23 protein-coding genes are annotated in these 24,121 nt (G+C 43.6%); 4 read left to right on the top strand and 19 right to left on the bottom strand.

The genetic code is table 11. The annotated features are described in order from the left end of the window. Positions 1–30 precede the first annotated feature (30 nt). The 18 genes from LJE72_RS19265 to LJE72_RS19185 form a co-directional block, all read right to left on the bottom strand. Positions 31–1,203, bottom strand: a complete 1,173-nt coding sequence (locus tag LJE72_RS19265; RefSeq protein ID WP_229249621.1) for a mannitol-1-phosphate 5-dehydrogenase — start codon at positions 1,201–1,203, stop codon at positions 31–33. 49 nt (positions 1,204–1,252) lie between these two features. Next, a complete protein-coding gene (locus tag LJE72_RS19260; RefSeq protein WP_229249620.1) occupies positions 1,253–1,933 on the bottom strand; it encodes an HAD family hydrolase in 681 nt (226 codons plus the stop codon). A gap of 540 nt (positions 1,934–2,473) precedes the next feature. Next, complete coding sequence (locus LJE72_RS19255) at positions 2,474–3,016, bottom strand: Uma2 family endonuclease (protein WP_229249619.1); 543 nt, start codon at positions 3,014–3,016, stop codon at positions 2,474–2,476. A gap of 208 nt (positions 3,017–3,224) precedes the next feature. Further along, positions 3,225–3,488 carry a DUF362 domain-containing protein gene (locus LJE72_RS19250; RefSeq protein WP_229249618.1) on the bottom strand — a complete coding sequence of 88 codons (264 nt, stop codon included), beginning with the start codon at positions 3,486–3,488 and terminating at the stop codon, positions 3,225–3,227. A gap of 97 nt (positions 3,489–3,585) precedes the next feature. Continuing rightward, entirely contained in the window at positions 3,586–3,684 is a 99-nt protein-coding gene (locus LJE72_RS26810; RefSeq protein WP_396391497.1) for a 4Fe-4S binding protein, read from the bottom strand. Positions 3,685–3,734: 50 nt separating this feature from the next. Beyond that, a complete protein-coding gene (locus tag LJE72_RS19245) occupies positions 3,735–4,196 on the bottom strand; it encodes a MarR family transcriptional regulator (protein ID WP_229249617.1) in 462 nt (153 codons plus the stop codon). Positions 4,197–4,235: 39 nt separating this feature from the next. After that, positions 4,236–4,769: a BCCT family transporter gene (locus LJE72_RS19240; protein WP_449508555.1), complete on the bottom strand. Its 534-nt coding sequence runs from the start codon at positions 4,767–4,769 to the stop codon at positions 4,236–4,238. Further along, positions 4,766–5,566, bottom strand: a complete 801-nt coding sequence (locus LJE72_RS19235) for a methyltetrahydrofolate cobalamin methyltransferase (RefSeq protein WP_229249616.1) — start codon at positions 5,564–5,566, stop codon at positions 4,766–4,768. The genes LJE72_RS19240 and LJE72_RS19235 overlap by 4 nt, the downstream gene beginning before the upstream one ends. A gap of 94 nt (positions 5,567–5,660) precedes the next feature. Beyond that, complete coding sequence (locus LJE72_RS19230) at positions 5,661–6,293, bottom strand: cobalamin B12-binding domain-containing protein (protein WP_229249615.1); 633 nt, start codon at positions 6,291–6,293, stop codon at positions 5,661–5,663. 104 nt (positions 6,294–6,397) lie between these two features. Further along, positions 6,398–7,906 carry an L-carnitine/gamma-butyrobetaine antiporter gene (gene caiT, locus LJE72_RS19225; protein WP_229249614.1) on the bottom strand — a complete coding sequence of 503 codons (1,509 nt, stop codon included), beginning with the start codon at positions 7,904–7,906 and terminating at the stop codon, positions 6,398–6,400. An 81-nt stretch (positions 7,907–7,987) separates the two neighbouring features. Beyond that, positions 7,988–9,394 (bottom strand): trimethylamine methyltransferase family protein, encoded by a 1,407-nt coding sequence (locus LJE72_RS19220; protein WP_229249613.1) that lies wholly within the window; start codon positions 9,392–9,394, stop codon positions 7,988–7,990. A gap of 220 nt (positions 9,395–9,614) precedes the next feature. Next, the gene (locus LJE72_RS19215) at positions 9,615–11,069 is read right to left on the bottom strand and encodes a sigma-54 interaction domain-containing protein (protein ID WP_229249612.1); all 1,455 of its coding nucleotides are present in this window, start codon (positions 11,067–11,069) and stop codon (positions 9,615–9,617) included. A gap of 843 nt (positions 11,070–11,912) precedes the next feature. Then, a complete protein-coding gene (locus LJE72_RS19210) occupies positions 11,913–13,292 on the bottom strand; it encodes a sigma-54 interaction domain-containing protein (protein WP_229249611.1) in 1,380 nt (459 codons plus the stop codon). 271 nt (positions 13,293–13,563) lie between these two features. Continuing rightward, positions 13,564–14,931: an acetyl-CoA hydrolase/transferase family protein gene (locus tag LJE72_RS19205; RefSeq protein ID WP_229249610.1), complete on the bottom strand. Its 1,368-nt coding sequence runs from the start codon at positions 14,929–14,931 to the stop codon at positions 13,564–13,566. A gap of 26 nt (positions 14,932–14,957) precedes the next feature. Next, a complete protein-coding gene (locus tag LJE72_RS19200) occupies positions 14,958–16,094 on the bottom strand; it encodes a 2-hydroxyacyl-CoA dehydratase subunit D (RefSeq protein ID WP_229249609.1) in 1,137 nt (378 codons plus the stop codon). After that, positions 16,081–17,322 carry a 2-hydroxyacyl-CoA dehydratase subunit D gene (locus tag LJE72_RS19195; protein WP_229249608.1) on the bottom strand — a complete coding sequence of 414 codons (1,242 nt, stop codon included), beginning with the start codon at positions 17,320–17,322 and terminating at the stop codon, positions 16,081–16,083. Before LJE72_RS19195 ends, LJE72_RS19200 begins: the two co-directional genes overlap by 14 nt. 181 nt (positions 17,323–17,503) lie before the next feature. Further along, on the bottom strand, positions 17,504–18,277 hold the full coding sequence (locus LJE72_RS19190; protein ID WP_229249607.1) for an acyl-CoA dehydratase activase: 774 nt from the start codon (positions 18,275–18,277) through the stop codon (positions 17,504–17,506). Between the two features lie 737 nt (positions 18,278–19,014). Then, the gene (locus LJE72_RS19185) at positions 19,015–19,158 is read right to left on the bottom strand and encodes a hypothetical protein (protein ID WP_229249606.1); all 144 of its coding nucleotides are present in this window, start codon (positions 19,156–19,158) and stop codon (positions 19,015–19,017) included. A gap of 183 nt (positions 19,159–19,341) precedes the next feature. On the opposite strand from LJE72_RS19185, the gene LJE72_RS19180 reads away from it, so the two are divergent. The 4 genes from LJE72_RS19180 (at position 19,342) to LJE72_RS19165 (ending at position 22,766) form a co-directional block, all read left to right on the top strand. Continuing rightward, a complete protein-coding gene (locus tag LJE72_RS19180) occupies positions 19,342–19,677 on the top strand; it encodes a hypothetical protein (RefSeq protein ID WP_229249605.1) in 336 nt (111 codons plus the stop codon). A gap of 116 nt (positions 19,678–19,793) precedes the next feature. After that, entirely contained in the window at positions 19,794–20,522 is a 729-nt protein-coding gene (locus LJE72_RS19175) for a response regulator transcription factor (RefSeq protein ID WP_229249604.1), read from the top strand. Beyond that, positions 20,509–21,546 (top strand): sensor histidine kinase, encoded by a 1,038-nt coding sequence (locus tag LJE72_RS19170; protein WP_229249603.1) that lies wholly within the window; start codon positions 20,509–20,511, stop codon positions 21,544–21,546. Before LJE72_RS19175 ends, LJE72_RS19170 begins: the two co-directional genes overlap by 14 nt. A gap of 23 nt (positions 21,547–21,569) precedes the next feature. Continuing rightward, positions 21,570–22,766, top strand: coding sequence for a molybdopterin-dependent oxidoreductase (locus LJE72_RS19165; RefSeq protein WP_229249602.1), 1,197 nt, complete (start codon positions 21,570–21,572; stop codon positions 22,764–22,766). A gap of 454 nt (positions 22,767–23,220) precedes the next feature. On the opposite strand, the gene LJE72_RS19160 is transcribed toward LJE72_RS19165, so the two are convergent. Beyond that, the coding region (locus tag LJE72_RS19160; RefSeq protein WP_229249601.1) for an alpha/beta hydrolase at positions 23,221–24,121 on the bottom strand (901 nt) is incomplete at its 5' end.

Genomic DNA, 24,121 nt, shown 5'->3' with positions numbered 1-24,121 from the left:
ACAACCCTTTACCACGTGATTATCTGTTTATTACAGAGAAATGGCCGCATGGGAAACCGTCCGAGTGAACTGCTGATAGCTCCGGAGAACCTTTTCGTGTAAGGGGTGTTTTCTTGGAATTCCCGTATACTTTGTAATGGTTGCGTCAGCGCCCTTTTCCTGTATCATCGTCTGGATAGTGGTCGCCTGAGCATCATCGGCATGGTCAAACATTAGTCCGGCGGCCATAACCTTTGTTAAGTGTGAGGTGGCCAGATTATGCCCATGAGCTTCCATCGCCGGACGGACAAGGCGCTCGTCCGGGGAGAGCTTGCGGATTGGGCTGCGCCCAACACGCTCAATTTTGTCCACGATGAAGGGATTAGCGAAGCGCTGCATGATCTTCTGAACATATCGTTTGTGATCATTGCGGTTGAACCCGTGTTTTTGTATCAGCAGGTTACCAGTTTCCTGCAAGACAAGACGAATCTTTTCCCGCAGCAAAGGATTACCCATCACTTGTTGAATGGTCTGATAACCTGCTGCATATCCAAGGTACGCGGCGCTGCAGTGCCCTGTATTCAAGGTGAAGAGCTTGCGTTCTACAAACGGATCGAGGGACTCAACATATTGGACACCAGTGATGGGTGGTAACTCACCCAAAACGGCAGATCCATCGATCACCCATTCAAAGAAGGGTTCCGTTCTGATGGCGAGAGGATGGGAATCCGTAAATGCGGGAACGATTCTATCCACCACGACATTGGGAAAAGCGATGTAGCGTTTTGCGTCATCATATAATTCTGGGCTGATATGGGAAAACACATACTCCTTAAGTTTTGTGCTACCGTCTATGGCATTTTCACAGGCCATGATGTTTAGTGGCCTTGGGTTTTTGCTAAGACGCCGTTCTATGCCTCTGGCGATAGAAGCCGCAATAGCCTCCAGATTTCCGGCACCGACGGCAGTGGTAACCAAATCGGCTGTGGCTATAACCTCGGCAACCGCCTCGTGTTGATGAACGCTGAGGGCAGTGACATTATTCACTGTGATAGTTTGTGATAATTCGTTCGCCAAGGTGACGGTATATTGTTTGAGTTGCCTTAAGAGATTCACCTTTTCTTGATTTCGAGTTATGAAGCATACCTCGTATCCGGACTGGGATAGCAATAGCCCGACGAAACCCCGTCCTATATTTCCTGCTCCAAAATGAACAGCTTTCATATATCATGTCTCCTTTCTGGTTGAGTTACCTGGGGAAGTGCAATTTTGGTTATGCTAATTTATCTGGTGCACACTCCGAACAGCTAGCTAGTAATTGTTTGAAATCAAATTCTTCCAAGGATAGGGCTGTGTGTAAAACCGGACCGAATTTGAGTGATTGTGTGATGATGTTGGGTACAACCACGCAGTGCAGACCAGCAGTAATCGCTGCCCTGTATCCATTTGGCGAATCCTCAATGGCAATCGCCTCGTGGCCGTCTATCCCCAGACCGTTCAGGGTTTGCAAGTACAATTCGGGATGTGGCTTCACATGCATTACGTCATCCGCTGTACGGATACACTGAAAGTAATCGCGAAGTTCCAGTCTATCCAGAAAGCGATTTACCCAGTCCAATTTTGAGCTGGATGCGAGCCCGATTTTCAAGCCTTGATCCCTGGCCGACTTTAAGAAATGCACAATCCCTGGGCGTACTTGCTCCGTTTTCATCAAATTTGCGTGGCAGGTTTGAACGGATATTCTAAACTTGTCTAAATCAATAGGTAGATGAAGATCTGTGACCAGGTATTCATATGGATTGAAAAAATTCAGGCTGGTACCAATACATTGAGAATATTGTTCCAGCGTCAACTCGACACCATATTCCTTATAAGCGTCTCGGAATGCAACATACCAAGCAGTCTCCGTATCGATTACCGTCCCGTCAAAATCAAATATCAATGCTCGGATCATTATTTTTCCTCCTTATTAAGGCAATTTACTTTTTGAACGACGTCAAAACAGCTTCGATTGAGCCTAAGAGCGTGCAGAAGAGATAAATGAGCTCCCTTTTTTTTACTGACAACTTTATTATATCATATAAGTTGCCAGTCGGTCAATTTTTACTGGTCATACCAACATTTTAACGAAATTATACATTAAGACACATTTTGGGAAAAACAACCCAGTTTTCCTTTTAAATAAAAACGCCCCCAGATCATCAATACCCGGAAAGTAACAAATGATCGGAAGGCGTTCGCCCCTAAAAAATAATAGCTAATGGATTGTTAGGTTTAGTTCTAAGTGTTGGTTTGCTAATGACTAATTCAGTTACTGTTTTAGCAGCATATGAGAACAATGTGGTATCTGACATCGATTTAAGTACAAAACATATTATAGAGCCATTAACTAAAATTGAAAAACAAAAGTTAGTTCTCATTTCTGTGAATATCTAAAGCTCTAAAAGTTAAACATACCAATCATCAAAATAACAAATTTAGCAAATGCAATAAATTAAGTAAAGAGATTTTCTAATTCTATGCTTAATCCCTCAAATAAATAGGAATGAGCAATTTCACCATAGATTATCTGCTCATCAGTATTGAAATTCCAAACAATGATAACTTTTGATTTAGGATCGATAATCCAATATTCCTTGACACCAGCTCTTTTATATAGATCCGCCTTCTTAATATTGTCAGCATAAACTGTAGATGGCGAAACGATTTCAACGGTGATTGTGGGGATATCCTCAATAAAAGTTACATTAAGATCCTTATACTGACAAAATACTGAAATGTCAGGGATTACATCCCCGATTTTTCTTTTCTGCTCATCGTAAAGCCTGACATTAACTCCCTGCAACATCTGGCAACTTTTGTCCGCAACGTACCCATCCAAAATCTTAGCTACTTTAAAACATATTTTTTGATGCATAGGTGTTGGGGCTGGCGTCATATATACAACATTATCGATTAACTCCGCTTTATCATCTGTCTCTTCTCTTAGTTTAAGAAGATCTTCATAAGAAATAAGTCTATTTTCCATTAAGGTCATCCATCAATCACCCTCTTTTACACATATTAACAACTAGATTATACCATAGATGGACTACCTATTGCACTTTACCCAATAACTGCGAATTTCTTCGTCAGTGTCACGGCGTGGCTTTTGCCCGATATGTCGGGGATGCAACACGTAAGAAGCAAACACCATTATTGGCGTTTGCTTCTTACGTTCAGGATTAACTATTTAGTGAAAATGATTATACAGAATCCAACCTTTGTATTGCCTTATACTTGCACCATTTCACACAGGTTCCGCATTTTATGCACTTTTCTTCATCGATTACATAGACCGCTTGGCCACGTTCTCCGCTGATCGCCCCGACCTTGCAGACTTTTCTACATCGGTCGCAGCTCCGGCATTCCTCAGCGTTAATCTGATACTGATAGAGAGCTGTGACTGGATTTATTTTCGGCTTCTCTTCTGCATTTTTGGTGAAACGAGACAGTATATTCTTTAGCATGTTGCCCCTTCTTTCTTTCTCTTTCTTTAATCCAGGATCGCTCTCTTTACCAATGGCTTACTTCTTGGATTCAATGACTCTCGCTGTGGTTTTGATTTTAGCGTTCAAGGCTATCGGCACTGGGGTTCAAAAATACCGATGTTATGGCTTTGGTCGGGCAATTCTTTTTGCACTTGCCGCAACGGATGCATTCCATGTGGTTCGGTGTTTTAGGGTATAATATCTATTCTCCCTCGTGAAACAGCATTAATTTTCTTCCATCTGATCAGCCAATTCACTGTCAAATAGAGCGCTAATTTCTGTAAAGAACCGTAATAATGTTGCTTGCTCATCGTCGCTGTAGTGATCTAAAAAGGCCAACCACTCTTCTCTGGCTTTGTTATGAATTTTTTTATGCTGGTCATAGACAGTCTTTCCGCGCTCAGTCAGTTGAAAATAAATTTCTTTGTTATTGTCCGGCTCCTGGTAGCTCTCTATTAAGCCCTTACCCAGTAACCTTTTGCTGATTCTGCTGATGCCTCCCCGCGTCAGGCCCATCTTTTCGGAAATTTTTGTGACATTCGGATGGTCAATCATACCAATCCAGTCAATACAGTGGACTTCTGCAATGCTGAGTTCAGCCAACAGTCCCTCTTGTTTATGTTGGAGTAAGTCCGAGTTCTCCTGTACTTTCATAAAAATGTCTAAGATTCTCAGCGCTTGATTCATGTGGTCTCTCCTTTTTGTTGACGGTGTAACAATAATGTATCACGTTTTTGTTCCATCGTCAACAAAAAAGGTTGCGCAAAAACAGATGGCCCAACGGACTTTCCCGCTGTGCCACTCTCTCGCCGAAGCGTTACTGGTTGATATCGCCCCATCCATTTCTCGTCTCGGACAGACAGTTTGACAAGGTTCTTCACACAAGTTGATAATTGCGATTAACAGAACCGCTACAGTGGTGGTGTTAGAAATACCAAATTGAAAATTCATTCCTGTGGTAAGCTGTTGGGCACCCAGCCCGAGGAAAGTTGCAACTCCAAATAGAGTTACGATAACTGCAATGGCATCAATAAATTTGCCAATAGGGCCTCTGATACCTCTTTCCCCAATTAGTGGGTAGAGAGTGGAACTGATTAGGCCAGGCAGACTTTTGCGGAATTGAAAGTATGCCTGGGAAAGGGCAACCACGGCATACAAATCCCAAGGATGCTGCGCCCCAGAACACCAGGCCGACACCCATGCCGGCAGCAAACAGCATGCCAGACCAATTCTCATTGCTTGCTTTGAGCTACTTATCAAGCTTCGTATAGACCTTTACGATGAGCTTTTAAATAATTCATACAATAGGAATCTAGGCCCAATAAGGCCTGAGAAGCATAAATTGCTCCCATCATCTCTTTATCAGTTGGATTAAGAATATAACCATCCATACCCATGGTCATGGTCTGTACGACGAATAACCTGTTTAATATCTTACGGTTGGGAAGTCCATAGGAAACGTTGCTGAGACCACAAGTAAAATGCACCTTAGGGTATGATCGTTTAATGAATTTTATCGACTCTAATACTTCGATACCGGCTTTTTCCACGGCACTAATGGGCTTAACCAGCGGGTCAAAGTAAATATTTTCGTCAGGAACACCGGCTTCAGTAAGTTTTTGATAAAGACTCTTGGCCACTCGCAGGCGATCCTCGCCGGTTTCCGGCATTCCGGTATCATCCATGCATAAGGCGACAATTTTAGGATTGTATTTAACTGCTAATGGTAAAATACTCTCAAAACGTTCCTTCTCATCAGAAATGGAATTAATCATGGGCTGGCCATATTTAACAAGTCTTAAACCGGCCGCAATGACTTTCGGATCAGGGCTGTCAATACTGAGGGGAGCTTCAACTGCTTCCTGTACAGTATTAACCAGCCATTCCATGATCTCAACTTCGTTATTAACCATTGTTCCACAGTTGACGTCAATATAGTTAGCTCCAGCTTCTAACTGTTCTCTGGCCGCTTGTTGAATATAATTGGCATCTTTCATTTTGACGGCTTCTTTAATCGCTTTTCTACTCGTATTGATAAGTTCTCCTATAATTAACATTTCTTAACCCGCTTTCTGATTTTTTTCATTAAATGGCTCATTTTAAGAAAAGGGTTCAGGCAGTTATATTACTACCTGAACCGTATTCATTCTGCTAAACCGCGAGTTTCTCGCATAGTTCCTTGGCGGACATAGCATCCGAGGCATAACCGTCTGCACCAATTTGGTTGGCAAAATCTTGGGACAAAGGCGCACCACCCACAATAACTTTTATGTTCTCGCGTAAACCTGCTTCTTTAAGGGCATCGATAGTATCCTTCATGGCAATCATAGTTGTCGTTAAAAGAGCAGACATTCCAATGACTTGGGGATTATATTCTTTTGCTGCCTCAACAAATTTATCTGTCGAGACATCGACACCTAAATCTATTACCTTGAAGCCGCCGCTTTCTAAGATCATGGCTACTAAGTTTTTACCGATGTCATGAAGATCCCCGGCTACAGTTCCAATGATGACGGTTCCTTTAGAAGGAATATCCACATCATTAATCAAAGGCTTCAGTAATTCCATGCCCACAGCCATGGCTCTGGCAGCCATCATTACTTCGGGCACAAACATCTCTCCTGCTTTAAACTTAGGTGCTACGATATCCATACCTGCGATTAATCCTTGGTTGATGATTGCTAAGGGATCCGTCCCATTATCGATAAATTCCTTGGTGATTTGCCCGGCACTGCCAAAGTCTCCTCGAAAGACGGCCTCTGCTAACTTAGTGAAATCGCTCATTATTATTTCCTCCCATTTCTCTTGAATTTAAATGCCTTTTATTCTTCAAATCATCGATGTCTTCTGATCATTCCCACGGATTTTTAGCCAGGACTTAACAATTCTTAATCCCACTGTTTAGGTTCCTTCAGAAATCCATAGAATATTAAACCCATAATGATCATTGTAGGAAAAGATCCGGCTGTAGCCGATGTCTGAAGTGGTTTAAGACCACCTAAAAACATTAAGGTAAGGCTTAGACAGCCAAGAATGACTGCCCAGACTATCCTGCTCAATTTACCTGGCTCTTCTCCATACTTCAGTTCTTTTGACGAAACCATTGCTAAAGTATAGGCCACGCTATTAATAACATTCGCGGTTGAGATAAAAATCAAAACTACAAAAATTGGCAGAATAATCATACTTAATGGCAGCGTATTCCAGATTTCAACAACAGCTCTCTGGGCTCCAAAATCGTTAAAGATTTTTGTTACGTCTATAACCTGGTCATTAAAGATCTGAATACTGTAGTTGCCTAGCACAGCAAAATAGAGATAAGCGCTTAATACTCCGGAAAAAGTAGCTCCCAAGGCAAATTCGCGCACAGTACGTCCTTTGGATATGCGTGCCAGATAGATACCTGTACTGAGGGCAAAGGACATAAACCAGGCATAGAAGAAAATGGTCCAACCTTGGGGGAATCCGGTCTGCAGGTGGGAATCTGTATACAAACTCATCCGCATAAAATTATTCAGGGAAATTCCTAAGGCATCAAAAAAATTGTTTAACATGAATGTTGTTGGCCCAACAAGTATAATAAAAATCAACAAACCATATCCCAAATAAACCCGGACATTACTGAGAAAAGCAATACCTTTTTCCAGACCAGAATATACGGAAATCGTGAATATAATCGTCCAGATAACGATGATGGCTGCATCCAAACCCAGGGTATGCTGAATGCCGGATATCTTGGTAATTAGTTCACTAATAATTGGAGTTCCTAAGCCAATTGAGGTACTAACCCCTGCTATAACTCCAATCATATAGAAGATGTCAATGACCTTGCCGGCAATTCCACTCGCATGTTTACCTAAGAAAGTTTCACAGGCCGTACTGGGGCGAAAAACCTCTTTCTTCTGAACAAAGAAAAAATAGCCAAAAACAACTCCAATTGCTACATAAAGTCCATACCCCCCTATTCCCCAGTTAAAGAGACTGTAAGCCATGGACCAATCCCAGGCCTCAGGGGAAAAGGGCTCAATGCCAAAGGGTGGCCCGGAGAGAAAGTAATAAAATTCAATGGTGGCCCAAAAAAATATGGTGCCGGTGGTACCGGCTGTGAAGAGCATTCCCAGCCAGGTTAAGGTGCTGAATTCCGGCAATTCATCCCCAAATCTCTTTTTGGCATATTTGCCGAAAATAAAGTAAAGAATCAGCCCAATGTTAGCCAGGACAAATATCTCATAAGTCCAGCCAAGCTTACCGGTTACCACAGCAAAGACACTGTTGACGGCTTTATTACCTGTTTCCGGATTTAAAACGATCCAAGCACAAAGTAGTACAATCGCCAGCAATGGAGGCCAAAACAACATATGGTCGATTTTGGCTTGATTATTGCCTTTGTCTTTCATATTTCTACACCTCTGTTCTGCATATTTTCAAGCAGGAGCAACATTATCAGCTCTGTTGTGAGCATTTTTGCTTGTCAGCTTCTATTTGTCTATATATTTTCTTAACGCGGCATCCACATCTTTGTCCAAAACAGGTTCTACGTACTCATTAAGCAGTTTCTTCCACCGGGCATTGGCTCTCTTTTCTGCAGTCAGAGCACCTTCCGCTTCCCACTGGGTGGGATTATTGCGATCGCTCAGGATTGGCTGGTAGAATTCTTTGCGGAAATGGGTAAAGGTATGGACATGGGTGAGGAATTGGCCCTGAGGACCGACTTCCTTGGTGACGTCAAAGGCTAGGGTCTCTTCATTGACGACAACACCTTGACCAATACGACGAATCATACCAATAATTTCATCATCAATCATCATTTTTTCCAGTGAAACAGTGTTATAGGTGTCGATGATACCGGCACTGTGCAGAATGAAATTGCCACCAGCCATTTGGGCCATACTCAAGGTAAGCATAGATTCATATGCAGCCTGAGCATCTGCACATTTGCTGTCGGAAAGAGCACCGCTGATCCGGCAAGGAAGGTTATAGAATTTGGCTAACTGACCATTGATAAGGGAAAATATTGCATCTTCCGGAGTACCGATAGCGAGAGAGCCGTTGCGCATTTCGGCATTGGAAGAGGAGGCGGAATAGATAACAGGAGTTCCTTCACTGACCAACTGGGCAAGAACTATACCTGCAAGTACTTCTGCATTTTGAAGGGCTACAGTACCTGCGATAGTGACGGGGGTCGTTGCACCGGCGATACAGAGTGAGTTCACTAACTGCGGCTGTCGATATTCTGCATAGGCAATAATAGCCCCTGCCATTTTGTCATCATAACTAAGAGGGGTTAAGGTACAGGGAATGCCTACTGCAACGGGTTTTTCCTTGATTACCTCTAGGCCGCCAAAAAGGATTGCCGCCATTTCTATGTTCCGTTTGGTCATCTCATAACCTAAAACAGTGGCCATCAACGGTTTGTCGCTGTGCTTCAGTGTCTGATAAACCATCTCCAGACTGCGAACATTTGCATCCACGTCTTGAGGCTCACAGGGAATGTGGCTCATAATGTCAATATTGTTCATTTGATATTGAAGTTTACAGAGGTTAATGAAATCATCCAATTCAGCAAAACGGCGTCCGTTGTCCATATCCATGACAAAGGGTGAACCATAAGGACCAACAAATGCTGTTCTCTGAGTGTTAATCAAAACATTCTTTTCGGGATTCCTGGCGTAAAGAGTAAAAGAAGAAGGAGCTTTTTTTATTTCTCTTTCCACCATATCTTTGGGAAAATAAACTCTTTGCCCATCAACCTTGGCCCCTCCTTTGGACAGGATTTTCCGGGCTGGGGCATAACTGAAAATCACCCCCACCTCTTCCATGATCCGTAAGCTTGTCTCATGAATTTGTTCGATTTCATTTTGTGATAAAATCTGATACCTTTGCATGACTGCATCCTCCTTAACTTTTAATGACCACCGCAACTTAATATACGCAATATTCATGCCAGTAAAAAGTTTGTGAATTATGCCATAATTACAAACTCCACCCTAGATATTTGTCTAAAATAGTTTAAAATTTAATATTATTGTTTAAAATTGTTTAGTATTTTTGCACAAGAACTAAGCCTGCCGAGAGGCAGGCTTAGTTCTTGTGCAATTGTAATTGCTAAGTTATATTATATTTTTTAATCCTATACATAAGAGACTGACGATGCATCCCTAATTGTTTGGCGGTTTTGGAAACATTCCCTTTATTCTCCATTAGGGCCTCAATAATCTCTTCTTTTTCTTTCTGAAAAATTGTTGAAAATACGCCGTTCTTTAGCGGCTCAGAATAGTTAGGATGATGATTATTTTCAATCGGCATTTTTTGGATGTAACCGCCGGTGGTAACATTATTTCCTGAAAGTAAATAAGCAGGTAAATGCTTTATTTTGATTTTTAGATCTTCATCGGTAACTAGGTTCATTGCTGCTTCCAAGCAATGCTTCAACTGGCGGACATTACCGGGCCAAATAAAATTCATAAAGAAACGTAAAACTTCTTCATCGAGGCCCAAAATATGTTTTTGAAAGCTTTCATTATACAACTTAATATAATGATTAGTTAATAAAAGAATATCACTTTTGCGGCTGGCCAAGTTAGGGATCATAATATTCACTACGGCCAAACGATAAAAAAGGTCTTCCCGAATCTGCTTTTTACGGATTGCATCCTCTGGGAAAACGTTACTGCTGCTGATAATACGGGCATTGATCTTGATTCGCTGTTTGCTCCCAAGATGTTGAATTTCTTTTTCCTCCAAAGCCCGAAGCAGCTTTGACTGAGAAAAGAGAGGCATGGAATTGATTTCGTCTAAAAACAATGTTCCTCCTTCAGCCTCTTCGAAAAGTCCTTTCCGTTCCACTGCCCCAGTATAAATACCCTTAGAAGTTCCAAAAAGAATGCTTTCCAGCAAGGTTTCCGGAATAGCTGCACAATTTATCGCCAGAAATGGGCCATCTTTCTGTTTACTGTTTTGATGGATACAGCGCGCGAAGAGTTCTTTGCCGCTACCCGTTTCTCCGGTGAGAAGAACTGGGGAGTCGCTTCTTGCCGATTTTATTGCCATATCCTTGCATTCCTTGAAAAAAGGATGCTCCCCGATGAGACGATTAAGGCTGCCCATATCTTGGCGAGATCCCTCGAGATCATCCTCATTGGGTAAAAAAAATTTTTTTTGAAGAATGATATTTTGTTCTATAACCTCCATTAACTGAGTCACATCTTTTTGGATTGTATATGCCCCCACTTTTTCCCCTTCAAAAAAAACTGGACGGGCATTACAAATCTGATAAACTTCCCGACCATTAACAATATAGCGAAAAGCTTTATCCACCACAGGTTTTTCCGTAGTCAAAGCCAGCAACATCGGACTAGTTCTCCCATCTAAGCCATAGGCCTCTCCTACAGTGCGGCCATAAAGTTCTTCATTGGCATACCCATCCAGTCTCTCGGCCACTTTATTGATATAAAGCAATCGGCCATTAACATCACAAAAGTATACAGCTTCGTCAAGGGTTTCTAAAATGTCACAAAAAAACGGATATTGATTTATAATATCCTTGAACTTAGTCTCCATACCTTCACCTCAATCATATCGCTTGATGTTCGGAAGAGGATTTATAGCTCATTGGTTTTTGTAAGTGTCCCTTAAGTCAATGGGTGTAAAGACTGCATTATGCCCGTCCTGAATCTGTTTGGATCCCTCGATTTTTTAATTCCTTTGGACTGAATACCCCGTCGTTCTTGTGATTTTAAGTTTATATAATAAAAGGACTTTATTCAAGCTTTTCTGCGGCTAAATATGCTGCAGAAGAGTGGTATTTCCATTCGGTTCCCCCGGTGGAGCTGCCTGTTTTACCTGATTCTCCAGTTGGACATCCAATTATCTTTTCTTAATCTAATTAAATATCAAACTAAAATTAATTTTACGTACTCTAATGTTTTTAATTTGCTCATTGGTATGGGGGCAGGCTGATCCCTGACAAGTGTAAATTCTTATCGGCAAAGCCATTGAGGACATTGAACACAACTTCTCCCTTATAAACATCCTGTCCTAGAATCGAATGCGCATTCGATTCTAGGACAGGCTAGTATTACTTCTCAAGTGTTAATCCCTGAGTAAAATTCATTATCGTTACCACTAGTTGCCGTAAAGCCCCTAGTTTCAACTATGGGGATATAAGGCAATTCTAAAGAGTTCTTAGTTTGCATTTTATGGTATAATTGAATTTGATACGATCTTTTGAAAATTGAACATATGCGGTTGTGGCAGATAGTAACAGTCTGTCAGCCTAAGATGCTATACGCACTGTCTTAGGAGGGCTAATGGCATAGCCTTAACTTGGGGTCATACTCGATTGCCGGAAACGGACTTTCGTTTCATCACCCAAGAATCCTCCAGATTCATCTGTGAGGAGTGTCAATTAAGCCTATATTTCTTGAGTTTTCTGACAACCGTGGAATGATCAATCCCTAATATATGCCCTATCTTACGAGTGCTAACGTAGGTTCGCAAAGCGTTAGTTAAGATCTGCTTCTCAGTTTCCTCAATTGCATAGTTAATTGGCATAATTCCGGTTACGATAACCGAAGGATGCAGTTCAAAATCATTCCGCAGAGATTCGGGCAGCTCTGAGACGCTAAGATAATCCCCATTACTCATGACTACCATACGTTCAATCACATTGCGAAGTTCTCTGATATTGCCCGGCCAGTCATATTTCGTTAATTGACGCAATACTTCGTGGCTTAGCCTTTTCTGACGATGATACTGGTTATTAAAGAGGTTCATAAAGTACATGCCCAAGGGGATTATATCTTCACGGCGATCACGCAGGGGCGGAATTTTTATTCGGAAGATATTAAGTCTGTAAAATAAATCCGAGCGAAATTCCCCAGCTTTTAGCATTTCTTCTAAATCACGATTGGTTGCTGCTATAATTTGAACATCAATTTTAATTGGTTTTACTGCCCCGATTCGTTTAATTTCTTTAGTTTCTAAGACCCTCAGAAGCGCAGCCTGAAAACTTTGTGAGATATCGCCTATTTCATCCAAAAACAAAGTGCCACCTTGAGCTGCCTCGAAAAGTCCTGACTTTCCAGCCCGGGCAGCCCCGGTGAAAGCACCTGAATCATAACCAAACAATTCCGATTCGAGTAAGTTTTCCGGAAGTGCGGCACAGTTCACGGCAATAAACGGTGCCTCTTTACGTGAACTTTGTTTGTGAATATAGTTGGCTATGACATCTTTTCCCACACCTGATTCACCTGTTAACAGAACGTTGGCGGCAACCTGGGCAATATTAGCGGCCAATACCAAGGTGTGGTTCATCATTTTACTGACAGCTATGGGTACATTATGAGTTGTAGAGTACTCTTTTTGATTATATTTAAAATACATTTCTTCAATCTCTTTGGCTTGCATTAGTTCTTCACGCAGGCGAACAATTTCAGTCAATTCCCGGACAAACGTAACTACTACAGCAATTGAACCATGGGTGTCGAAAACAGGATTTGAACTCACAACAATGGTACCTTTTTCATTGCTGTGAGTCATGCTTACCGGCTGTCTATCCTCCAATACCCTTAAGGAAGCGATATTAGTTGCGTATTTTTTGCGAATCAGCTCACGCATATTCATCCCAACAAGGCTTTCGAAGGGTAAAAAGGTTAAACGTAAGTAAGCTTGATTATGCATTAAAACAAAGCCCTGTGAGTCGGTAATAAGAACGCCGTCGTCCCAATTTTCAAAAATCTTATGAAAATCAAAATTCTCCAACGAATTACTGCAATCGGTCATTCTTATTCCACTCTCCAGTACATCCAATACTCTTTTTTTAATAAAAGCTCAATTACCGAAGTTTTTAATGATATTGCCTTATAGAAATATATCCGAAATGCCAAGACTGATTATACATGACTATATTATAATCCATTTTTCTGCCGCAGTGTATAAGGTATTAGCTCTATGCCCAAAAAGTATTCTTAAAGGAGCCAATTGTTTTGTCATTAGGCCATTTCATGGCTATGGCTCCCCTTTGTCAAAGCACTTTGAAGTAAAGTCTGTATACCTAACGCTTATTGGAATGCCGCCAGATTTTCAATTTCTCTGCTTTTTTCACAAGTTCATCACGGAGATCCGGGTGGCCAATACTAATCAGTTCTTCTGCCCTTTGCCAAGTCGGTTTGCCCTTCAGATTGACAATTCCATACTCAGTTACGATGTAATAGGTAATATAGCGAGGCAAAGATACGGCAGTGCAAGGTTCTAACCCTGGTACAATTCTTGAGATCAAATTGCCATCCTGGTCCATGTATGAAGAATTCAGGCAGGCAAACCCTTTTCCTCCCTTAGACCGGTGGGATGCGAAAATAAAATCGAATTGACCGCCTATCCCCGAAATTTGCCGCGCTCCCATGGATTCCGATGATACCTGCCCATATAAGTCCACTTCTAAGCAGCTGCACACTGAAAAGACCTTATCATTTTGAGCGATCACAAAAGGATCATTAGTGTAGTCGGGAGCAGCTGCTTTACAAAGGGGGTTATTATGGATAAACTCATAAAGTTTATCACTTCCCATTGCGAAGGTAAAAACAAATTGTCCTTTGTCAATAGTCTTGCGCAGATTGGTTATCCGCCCCGCATGATAAATATCGACAAAGGAATCCACCAGCATTTCCGTGTGAACCCCCAGGTCTTGCACATCGGATTGGGCAATTAATTCACCGACACGATTGGGCATGCTCCCTATACCCAGCTGCAGACAAGCCCCATCCTCAAGCTCATTGACGATATAGCCGGCAATCTTATCATCAATTTCAGAATAACTTTGTTTGGGAATCTGGAGTAATTGGGGGTTTTTCCCTTCTACCACCCGGTCAACTTGTGATATATGAAGATAATTCTGCGGGCCATGTACCCGAGGCATGTTGGTATTAACCTCGACAATCAGGCGGTCAACCATCTCAGGCAGCAGAGGATTCATGGAACAAGTCGTCCCAAAGTTAAAGTACCCATTTTCGTCCATAGGACTCACCGTCACTACTCCTACAGTGGGGCGTTCCGAATCCGGCAGCTGTCTGAAAATCTTGTAGGCTTCATGATAAGTCGAGGGCATATAAAACAACAACCCGGCATCGGCAAGTTTTCGGCTGATTAAGCTATAGGAAAAATCAGTAGCAACGAAGTGCTCGTGGGACGGATCGCAAAGGGCTACCTGGGGAACGGAGGTTAAGGTACTCATTAAGATCCGGACATCATCTAATTCATCCTTACATTGGGCTAAGGCTGCATCGCATTCGATAGGGAAGGAAAGAAACTCCCCATACTGAACACGATCCTGGGAACGGATCAGTTTGACAGCTTCTTCTGCCGTAACCAGTTTCTTTTGGTATTCTTGCTGGGGATTACTGATAGACTGTTGTATCTTGGACATCTCTAACCCCTCCACTTAATTATTAATTATCGTTTCCTAGAAATCATTTCTGCAAAGCTTTGGATTCGAGTTCTTACTTGCTCTAAAGAAGGTGTAACCAGATCTAATTCCAGATAAAGCAAGGGGATTTTAGCTTCTTCTAATGTTTTCTTGTAAATGGGATAATCGAACTCTTCCATTTCACAGAACTTCATGATGCAGGCCACAACACCATCTGCCCTGCTCTCTTCCGCCATTCTTTTCAGCATAAAGCGGCGGTTCTTTTGGGGGTCATATAGTAAGGAACAGCCTTCCATGCAGCTCCAATAACGCGCTAATCCTTCCAGAGGGTCTGTTCCCTGGGGTACATCCGTTCTAAATTGCCGGCTTTCTTGAGCCAGATCATCGTCAACGACAGCCAAACCGTAGTCCTCGAACATGTCTAGAATTTCATTAGGTTCGGCCATAATCCCTGTCAAAACAACCCTCTTCCCTTGCCATGCTTCGGGAGGGGCTTTTTTTAACTCTTCAATTAAACCATTGACAAGTTGGGTATGTTCCAATTTATCCATGAAGTAACCACTCTTGATCACGTTGTGGCGGAGGGAAGGGGTAATCGTTGTACAATAGTCCCGGGCAATCAGGGTAAACTCCCTTAAGGTTTTCCGGTGATCGTTATAGATCTCGATCGCTTCACTTAAGGCCTGATCGGATATTGGCTGGCCGCCAATTTCTTCAAGGACACTCTTGATCCGGGAATACTCACTTTTTAAGTATTCAACAGCTGCTTCCAATTTGCGATTAATGGGATGAGCCAGTGGTATAAACCTTACCTGGGGTACGGCAACCTTCCAATCCTGTCCGAAACACTTGAGATGATCGCAGTGGGCAGGGACAATAACCCCTGCAAGTCCGTCATATACTCCGCGCATCCCCAGCTCTAAGGTGGTCTGAACTAAAGAACAGGCAAAGGCCGGAAAATACTGGTTGGCGTTTTTGATGCTCGTTAACCCACCCCATAAACCCACGGGAAGCATTCCGGCAGCGTAGACAATTTCCTCCGGACAATATTCCGGGGCACATCCGATCATCAGCCGCTTCTCCTCAAGGCATTTATTAATAACTTGTGCCGGATGTTTAGCGGCGTTATCCAGCGCTGACATGAGCTCCTTAAGCTGGGTCATTATTCGTCACCTCTTTGCTTTTCTTAGCTGACTTATGATGAGCTACAATTTCCTTTAAGGCCTCAAGACGGGTTTCAAACTGAGCTGCAGCAAAATTACGAGGATCGGCCTGGTCTCCATCAAAATTCATAATGGAAACACCTGTACGAGCTGCAACCAGGCGTTGTTGCTCATATTGCATAAAGTCCATAACCTTACAACTTCGATTCACATGGAACAAGATACCATCAAGCTTAAAGTTCTTTACCTCACGCTCTCTTTTATCTGCTTGATATTCCATGCAAGTGTTGTTGCCGATCATGGAATAGACTTTGGCTAATTCATCAAGGTTTCCCGGTTCATAGAGCAAAACCCAGGCTTCAGGATAACTGCTGCAAACGATATTGATCCCGTTCTTTGCAAAAGCCTTAAAGTTATGTTTAATATGAGGCCAACAAGCGATGCCATCCCACATCACCCTGCATTTTTCGCCATCCTCATAGCAAGATTTGCCTAACTTGATTTTTTCTTCTAATTCTTCAATCAAGAGTTTCAACAATTCTCCGGTTTCTTGGCGACCCCTGGCACAGACCATTTGGGACATATAGTTAAATAGTTCAAAGCCATTCAAGGGAGCCGGAACAGCTTGATTCAAATCCAGCACCCGTTTCCAGGCGCGTGAGTTCTCGTTGGATAGTATCATGACCTTCCGGAAACCCTCGTGATTAAATGGGCGGCCGGTAATTTTTTCAAGCTGCCGGATACACTCCCCAAACTCAGATTTGATATAATCAATGGCTGCCGGTGTTGGTTCATACCCATGGTTATAGGGGACATCAATCAAAATCATGGGTATGTTAAGTTCTGCGGCGATGTTTTCGTACCATTTTATTAGAGTGTTGCAAATATTATTGCAGCATAAAATGAAGTCAGGCAGTGGGATAGGGATTTCTGCTGCCTGAGATTTCATATAGGCAAGATTAATCCGGGCATAGGAGCACAAATCCATGCTATACCCTTCGCTTTCGGCCTGCTCTAACAGTGGCAAGGCTCCTCTCTTAGCAGCGACGGCAGCTGCATGATTCTCGGGATAAACCACCGTTAAATCCATAGTCTCACAGAATTCCTGAGGAAAAATCGAGGTTGCCCAGCCAACTAATTGTCCTTTTATTTTGGCAGCGTAAGCATTCGTATAATGACGAGTTTGCAGCTGATTCAGTAAATTTCTTGACGTAAGTTTTTCAGGCACTTAAAGTCACCCCTTTTCGATCTGATTCATTTTTCCATTTCCCAAGCAAATATTAGTTCCACCTTGTTGCTCGTCAAGGTCGGCAGTTTTAGAACGCCTCAGCACTGGTGCATTATTGCCCCAATATACTGAAAATAGCGAAAATTTCGGTGGCGTGAAGCACCACCCCATTCCTGAGAGGTTAGCTTGCACTTTCGAAAGCCAGTAGAGCAGCCCCAAGAGCACCTGTCAATTGTGCCATGGGAGAAGCTATTACGGGTACAGCAAGCTCTTTCTCCATCACTTTAATGATCATCCAGTTTAGACACACTCCACCGGTCATAACAACCTCACATTGCACGCCAATACGTTTAACGAGTCCTGCAACACGGCCTACCACAGATTGGACAATACCCGCTGCAACATCCTCCCGAGATGTGCCGGTAGAAAGCTGTGAAATAACCTCAGACTCTGCAAATACTGTACAAGTATTACTAATTGAAATCTCGTTTTTCGCTAATGCAGCCAAATCTGCTAAATCCTCAATATTAATTTCTAAAATACGTGACATGACCTCCAAAAATCTTCCGGTACCCGCTGCGCATTTATCATTCATGATCAAGTTAGAGACAGTTCCACCCTTGCCAATTCCAATGGCTTTAGCATCCTGACCACCGATGTCAATAATCGTTTTTACACCCGGAACAAGTTCATAAACTCCACGGGCGTGACAGGTTATTTCCGTAATCTGTTGGTCTGCACCTGTAAAAGTGTTTCTGCCGTATCCCGTTGCAATCACCCTTTTTATATCCTCTCGACTCAAATTCACCTCCCGAATAGACTGTTCAAAGGCTCTTGCCGGCCCGCTGCTTCCGGCACCAACAGGTATTATGACTTTGTTTAAAATCTTTTCGCCTTCTGCCAAAACTACAACTTTTGATGAGGTCGATCCAATGTCCACACCTGCTGTTATCAATTACAGCCCTCCCTTCTTTCTAAAATAATGTATAATAGCAATTACTATGCCATAGGCAAATGTTTAAATCCATCTCAAGCAAAGGGCAGGATTTAAGCATATCTAAGGCAATCGGCAACGTAATTTAGACAACCCCCAAAAAAGAAAACGCCCCTATGAGGTGCATCATTACACCGCTCGGAGGCGTTTTCTACTCAAAATTAGAACTTTATCCGGCGAAAGGAGTCATTTCGCAAAGGGTCCTCCCTTGTTAACTTTGCCTATTCGCATTAGTATTCCTTAGTACTTATCTAAGACAGTATGAAATTCCTGGCAGGCTGCAGCAGCTTCCGGACCGGTAGCGGCAATTTATTTTGCATCCTTAACTATATGATCAATTTTCACTGGTTCTTTTTCCGATATGTCAAATTGTGTTAGAGAGATAGTCCCATCAGCATGCTTTATTGCTATATCACCCCCTTTTCGTTGATAATAGAATAAACTATAACGCATCCCAAACGCCTACCTTGTTTATGGCTGGATGTCTTTCTTTGGAGATTGTAGCTGGTTTTCATATTCTAAAGGTTTTAATTTGTGGCAATATCGAGGGGGGTTACCGCTCTCTTTCTCCCTCAACATGGTGGCGAAACAGGTCTATCTCAGTAGTTATGGGTATAAGGTAATATCTTATAAACAGCCTGTCCAAGAAACGAAAGCGCTTTCGTTTCTTGGACAGGCATAGGCCCTGGGGAATCTCCCTACCTGGATCCCTTTGGAAGAATGACAACTAAACCATGGTCCTTAAACTTTTGCAGTATTTCAGCTATCCGCTTAAAACCTCTCACGATGCCAGCCTGGGATCGGCCATACATATTGACCTGATAACCGGCTAAAGCAAACATTTTGTATTCACCTTAATCCGGCTATATTAATAAATTGATTAAATTTATTCATTTGATAACCTCAGAGAATGATACACTTTTGTAATATTAAGTTAAGGTTTTTGTGAGAAAACCGTTCTCGTACAGTAATCCTTCTCTGTTAAACTATGCAGGTAGTTAAGACAATCAGAGGAGGAAAATTTAATGAAAAAACAAGCAGCAATAATTATGTTGGCAGCCGCCTTGGCTTTCCCGCTAACCGGGTGTGGAAGCGACAATCAAACAATGGGAAACGAAGGCACCCTACAGAAGACGGAAATGAAGCAGGATCAAGACACCATGATGGATGACAAGGATGCAATGAATGACGGGAAAGATACCATGATGGACGACAAGGATGCAATGAATGACGGGAAAGATACCATGATGGACGACAAGGATGCAATGAATGACGGGAAAGATACCATGATGGACGACAAGGATTCGATGAACGATAGCAAAGATACTATGAAGGATGGCAAGACAACTGATAAGATGTAGATGTTAAGATGAGAGTTTTTTTCTCCAGTTGCCATGATTTGATAACTGACAGTATAATAGAGACTTAAGAACATCTTAACACTGCATTTAGACACACTGGTCAAGGAGGAGAACCAATGACTGCCTGCATTCTGGTTGCCGATGATGAACAGAATATAACCGATGTATGCCGTCGTTACTTAGAACGAGAAGGTTATGTGGTCTGGGTGGCACATGACGGAGAAGAAGCTTTACAGCTTTGGAAGGAACAATCTCCTGATCTGTTGGTGCTCGATCTTATGATGCCCGGTCTCGATGGCTGGGAGGTATGTGAAAAGGTGCGGGAGGCCGGAGAGACACCCGTCATCCTGCTGACCGCACGGGGAGAGGAACCAGATCGACTGCTTGGGCTAAGTATGGGCGCGGATGATTATATGACAAAGCCTTTCAGTCCGCGTGAACTGGTGCTGCGGGTCAAAAATATTTTGCGGCGGGTGTCGCCGGCCCAAAGCCCTCACAAAGGCTCGGCATCGGGAGAGGCGCAGGAGGCCCTGCATTTCGATGGTCTATCCATTTTCCCATCCCAGCGGCGAGTAAAGGCAGCAGGCTCTGAGGTGGATTTGACTGCTAAGGAGTTTGATCTTCTCTTCCTGTTGGCATGTCACTCGGGGCAAGTCTTTTCCCGCAGCCAATTGTTAAAACGAATTTGGCATACAGATTATAATGGAGATACAACCACTGTAACTGTGCTGGTCAGACGATTGAGAGAAAAGATTGAGTTGGATCCGTCTCAACCTCGCTGGATTAAAACAGTTTGGGGTATCGGGTATAAACTGGATGGGAAGAACCCTCATGAAACTAAATAATTATCTGGTACTTGCCAACTTGATCAGCATCGCGGCAATCGTTTCGGTGCTGTTTATTTTTTATAGTTACATGCTGCTGTCTTCCCAGCAGTTGCTTATGCTTTCCATTGCAGCTATTGCTGCGGGGTGTGTTTCGGCAGGGTTACATTTTTTTGTTATGCGCCCGGTAGTTAGTGCGGTTCTGAGAATTGGGACTGCAACCGCCGAATTCGCCTCGGGAGCATTGCGCACTCGGGTGCCCGTGGTCGGACCGGTTGAGCTGAAAGTATTGGCTGAGCAATTTAATCTTATGGGGACTAAGCTGGAAGAGAGTTTTCGCCAAGTGAAAGCCTCGGAAAAATCAAGGCGGGAATTAGTGGCTAATTTGGCCCATGATTTGCGGACCCCCTTGGCCTCGGTGCAGTCGTATGTGGAAGCATTAGAGGATGGAATAGTAGAGGATGAGGAAGCCTTCCGGCGCTATCTGGCAACCATCCGAAGCGAATCACTGAGACTGGGAACTTTGATTCAGGATCTTTTTGAGTTGTCGACACTGGATGCTGAGGAACGATCTCAGGAAACTGTGTCGGCACTTTTAGATGATGTGCTGATAGAGCTTCTTCCCCGCTTTGCTAAGCTGCTGGAGGACAAGACCCTTGACCTCCAAGTGAAGTTACCAGAACAATTCCTGCGCTGTCAGATGGTTCCGCAGCAGGTTCAACGAATTATCCAGAATCTCTTAGAGAATGCCATCCGGCATTCTCCCAGAAATGGAATTATCGGCATCGAAGTAGATGATGTAGCAAAGGGTTTTGTTCGGGTAAGTGTTACTGACCAAGGAAAAGGGGTTCCTGAGCAAGCAAAAGAACAGATATTTGAACGCTTTTACAGGCTTGATCCTTCTCGCAGCCGTTCAGAGGGCGGATCGGGGTTGGGGCTGGCAATTGCAAAATCCCTGGTTCTACAGCAAGGCGGAGAAATCGGAGTGATCAGTCGACCGGGAGGCGGAAGCTGCTTTTGGTTCACGTTGCCCAAAGGGGACTAATTGCGAGAGGAGGGATCAGATGAATGACTAACGGGCGCCAAGAAAAGGACAATGGTTTCCCTAAAAGGCTGGCTTTGCTCCATTATTGGAACGCCTTGCTCGTTGCGTTGTTGGTGTTTTCCGGGCTCTTGCTATTCAGCAGTTCCTGGAAAGAGCTGCTGGGGGAAGCTAAGATCTGGATCAAGTGGCTGCACATCATGATCGGCTTGGTCTCAATCCTTCCGGTGCTAGCTTACTTGGGGTCAGCAGTCAGACACTGGCAGTTGCTTAAGGGTAAGCCTTGGCAGCGATTGCATATTATTGTTGTTCTATTGTTAGTTATGGGCTGGTTTATCTCGGGAGTTCTTTTGTGGCAGTTCCAAGCCATGGGACCTGGGGTTTCCAATGCAGCCCTGCTGGCTCATGATGTGTTTGTTTGGCTCGGGCTTCCCTTGTTCCTTTATCATTCTTTAACAAAGCTAGGCCGGCTTAAGGAACCTCGGCGGCATCAAAGCCAGGGTTTCGGACGGTTCTACACCCGTAAGGACTTCCTTCGCACCGTCATCGGTGCTGGCTTGGCCATTTCAGTTGTCCCAGCTCTGATCAAGTGGATCGGTGACCTTGGCTCAGGGCCAGAGTTCCAGGCGGTAAATAAAGAGGGAACTAACCAGCTTCTGCCGGCTCCCCAACCATCAGCAGATTCGGCTCCACCCGTTGGCGGAGGAGCCAGTGGTTCTTTTCGCAGCTATTCAGTCACCAGGCTTCCCTTCTTTACCAATGATAACTGGTTATTTACAATTAACGGACTGGTTGAGAAACCAATAACCTTGAATTGGGAGGAGTTTGTGGCCCTCAAGCGTTCTGTACAAGTCAGTAATTTTCACTGCGTTACAGGCTGGTCGGTATATAACAATACCTGGGAAGGCATCCCTCTTAAAGAACTGTTGGAGAAAGCTGAAGTTAAGGCAGAGGCGAGGGTGGTCAAGCTCTACTCCGGGGATAGTATGTACACGGACTCACTCACTTTGCAGCAAGCTGATATGGACGACATCATAGTAGCGGTGCTGCACGATGGCCAACCCATTCCTAAGGACCTGGGTGGTCCGGTTAGATTAATAGTTCCGCAGATGTATGCTTATAAATCTGTCAAATGGCTGAATCGGATTGAGTTAATTGAAGAAGATCATATTGGCTATTGGGGTCAACGAGGGTATGAACAGGATGCCTGGGTGCAGGGATAGGGATTCAATTATTATTAGTGTCCTCAATACCCGGCTTATCACACAGGTCTTGCTCTATAGTGCGATCATCCCATCCCATCTCATCCACGAGTTTTGAAAATCCGGCAGTTTTGAGGCGACTCATCAAGATTAGTCATCTCAAAACTGCCGGATTTTTTTAACCATTCATTGCAATGATTGGACTCTGCTTATTGAGTATGTAAAAATAATTGATCTTTCATTTCCGCTACCTTTTCCAGTAGAAGCTCAGTCAATTCGTAAATATTTTCAACCAAGTCTCCCCTTCTCAGCATTTTTTCAGCTATCCTAAGGGCCTTCTGCGTTCCCCCCCCCCATATCTTTGGAGAGGAATATGCAGGCAAACACCTTCATAGCTCCTTAAACTGAATTTCATATTCTTCTTCCCGCGTCGCAGTTGATCTTGCAGGATGGTCCGCAAAAAAATCTGATAGCCTTAATCTTCTTTTGCTGTGAAAAACCGTACCGCAGTCGCGATGACCTGCTTCAATCCGCCCGGAGTCATAATACGGTGATCTGCACCTTTGACTTCAGTTAATCTCGCTCCGAACTGCTGTGAAAAGCGCCGGGCGTCCACCACTGAGGCGGTCTCGTCGGCGTCACCGTGTATCATTCCTATCAGCGCCATATCCGGCCGACAGAGTTTGAACACATCATGCATCTCTAGGTCGTCATAGAATTCCCGAGTAATCTTCAGAGGGCGAAGGTAGTCAAAATCCGGTATAATGTAGCCCTGCTCCTTTAGCTGAGTATACTGCTCCGGGGAAGTACTGTTCCGAAACAGCCCCGGCATATCCACTGCCGCACAGCGTAAGAAAGATTTCTTGCCCGCAGGGGTGCGCGTCGCCAAATAGATCAGATTGATGTATGCTCCGAAGCTGGAGGAGAAGTAAGCGATATCCGCCTCGGGACCGAGCTCACGCACATGGGTTTCAACCGCAGAAAGGTCGTTCAGACAGTTGGGTATCCTAAGCAGCTCGCCATCCACCGGACTGTCACCATGGGCGGGAAAATCAAAGCTAAAAGTCCCAATGCTGTGTTCCGACAGTGCTGCAGCCATAGACTTAGCCGTCGGACTTTCCTTGCTGCTGCCGAGTCCATGGCTAATGATAACGATCCTCCTCTCCCCACCACTTAAATTGTTCACGCAGGGGATATCGTAACCGTTTAATCCTCGAATGGTTTCTTTTTTCATGACAACTTCCTCCATTCTCCTCATTATCAGATCATTTCGACAAGCAAATGTCATATCCTCCCTTTGAAATTTTTCACGCCGAATAGCACAAGGGGCCGTAACGAAACTTGAGATTTTTTCAAGCTGGTGGTGCGTTATCCCA

The sequence above is a fragment of the Desulfosporosinus shakirovi genome, assembly GCF_020595055.1.
Classification (GTDB): Bacteria; Bacillota; Desulfitobacteriia; order Desulfitobacteriales; family Desulfitobacteriaceae; genus Desulfosporosinus; species Desulfosporosinus shakirovi.
Note: the sequence above shows the minus strand (reverse complement) of the source record. Positions and strands in the feature narration are given on the sequence as shown.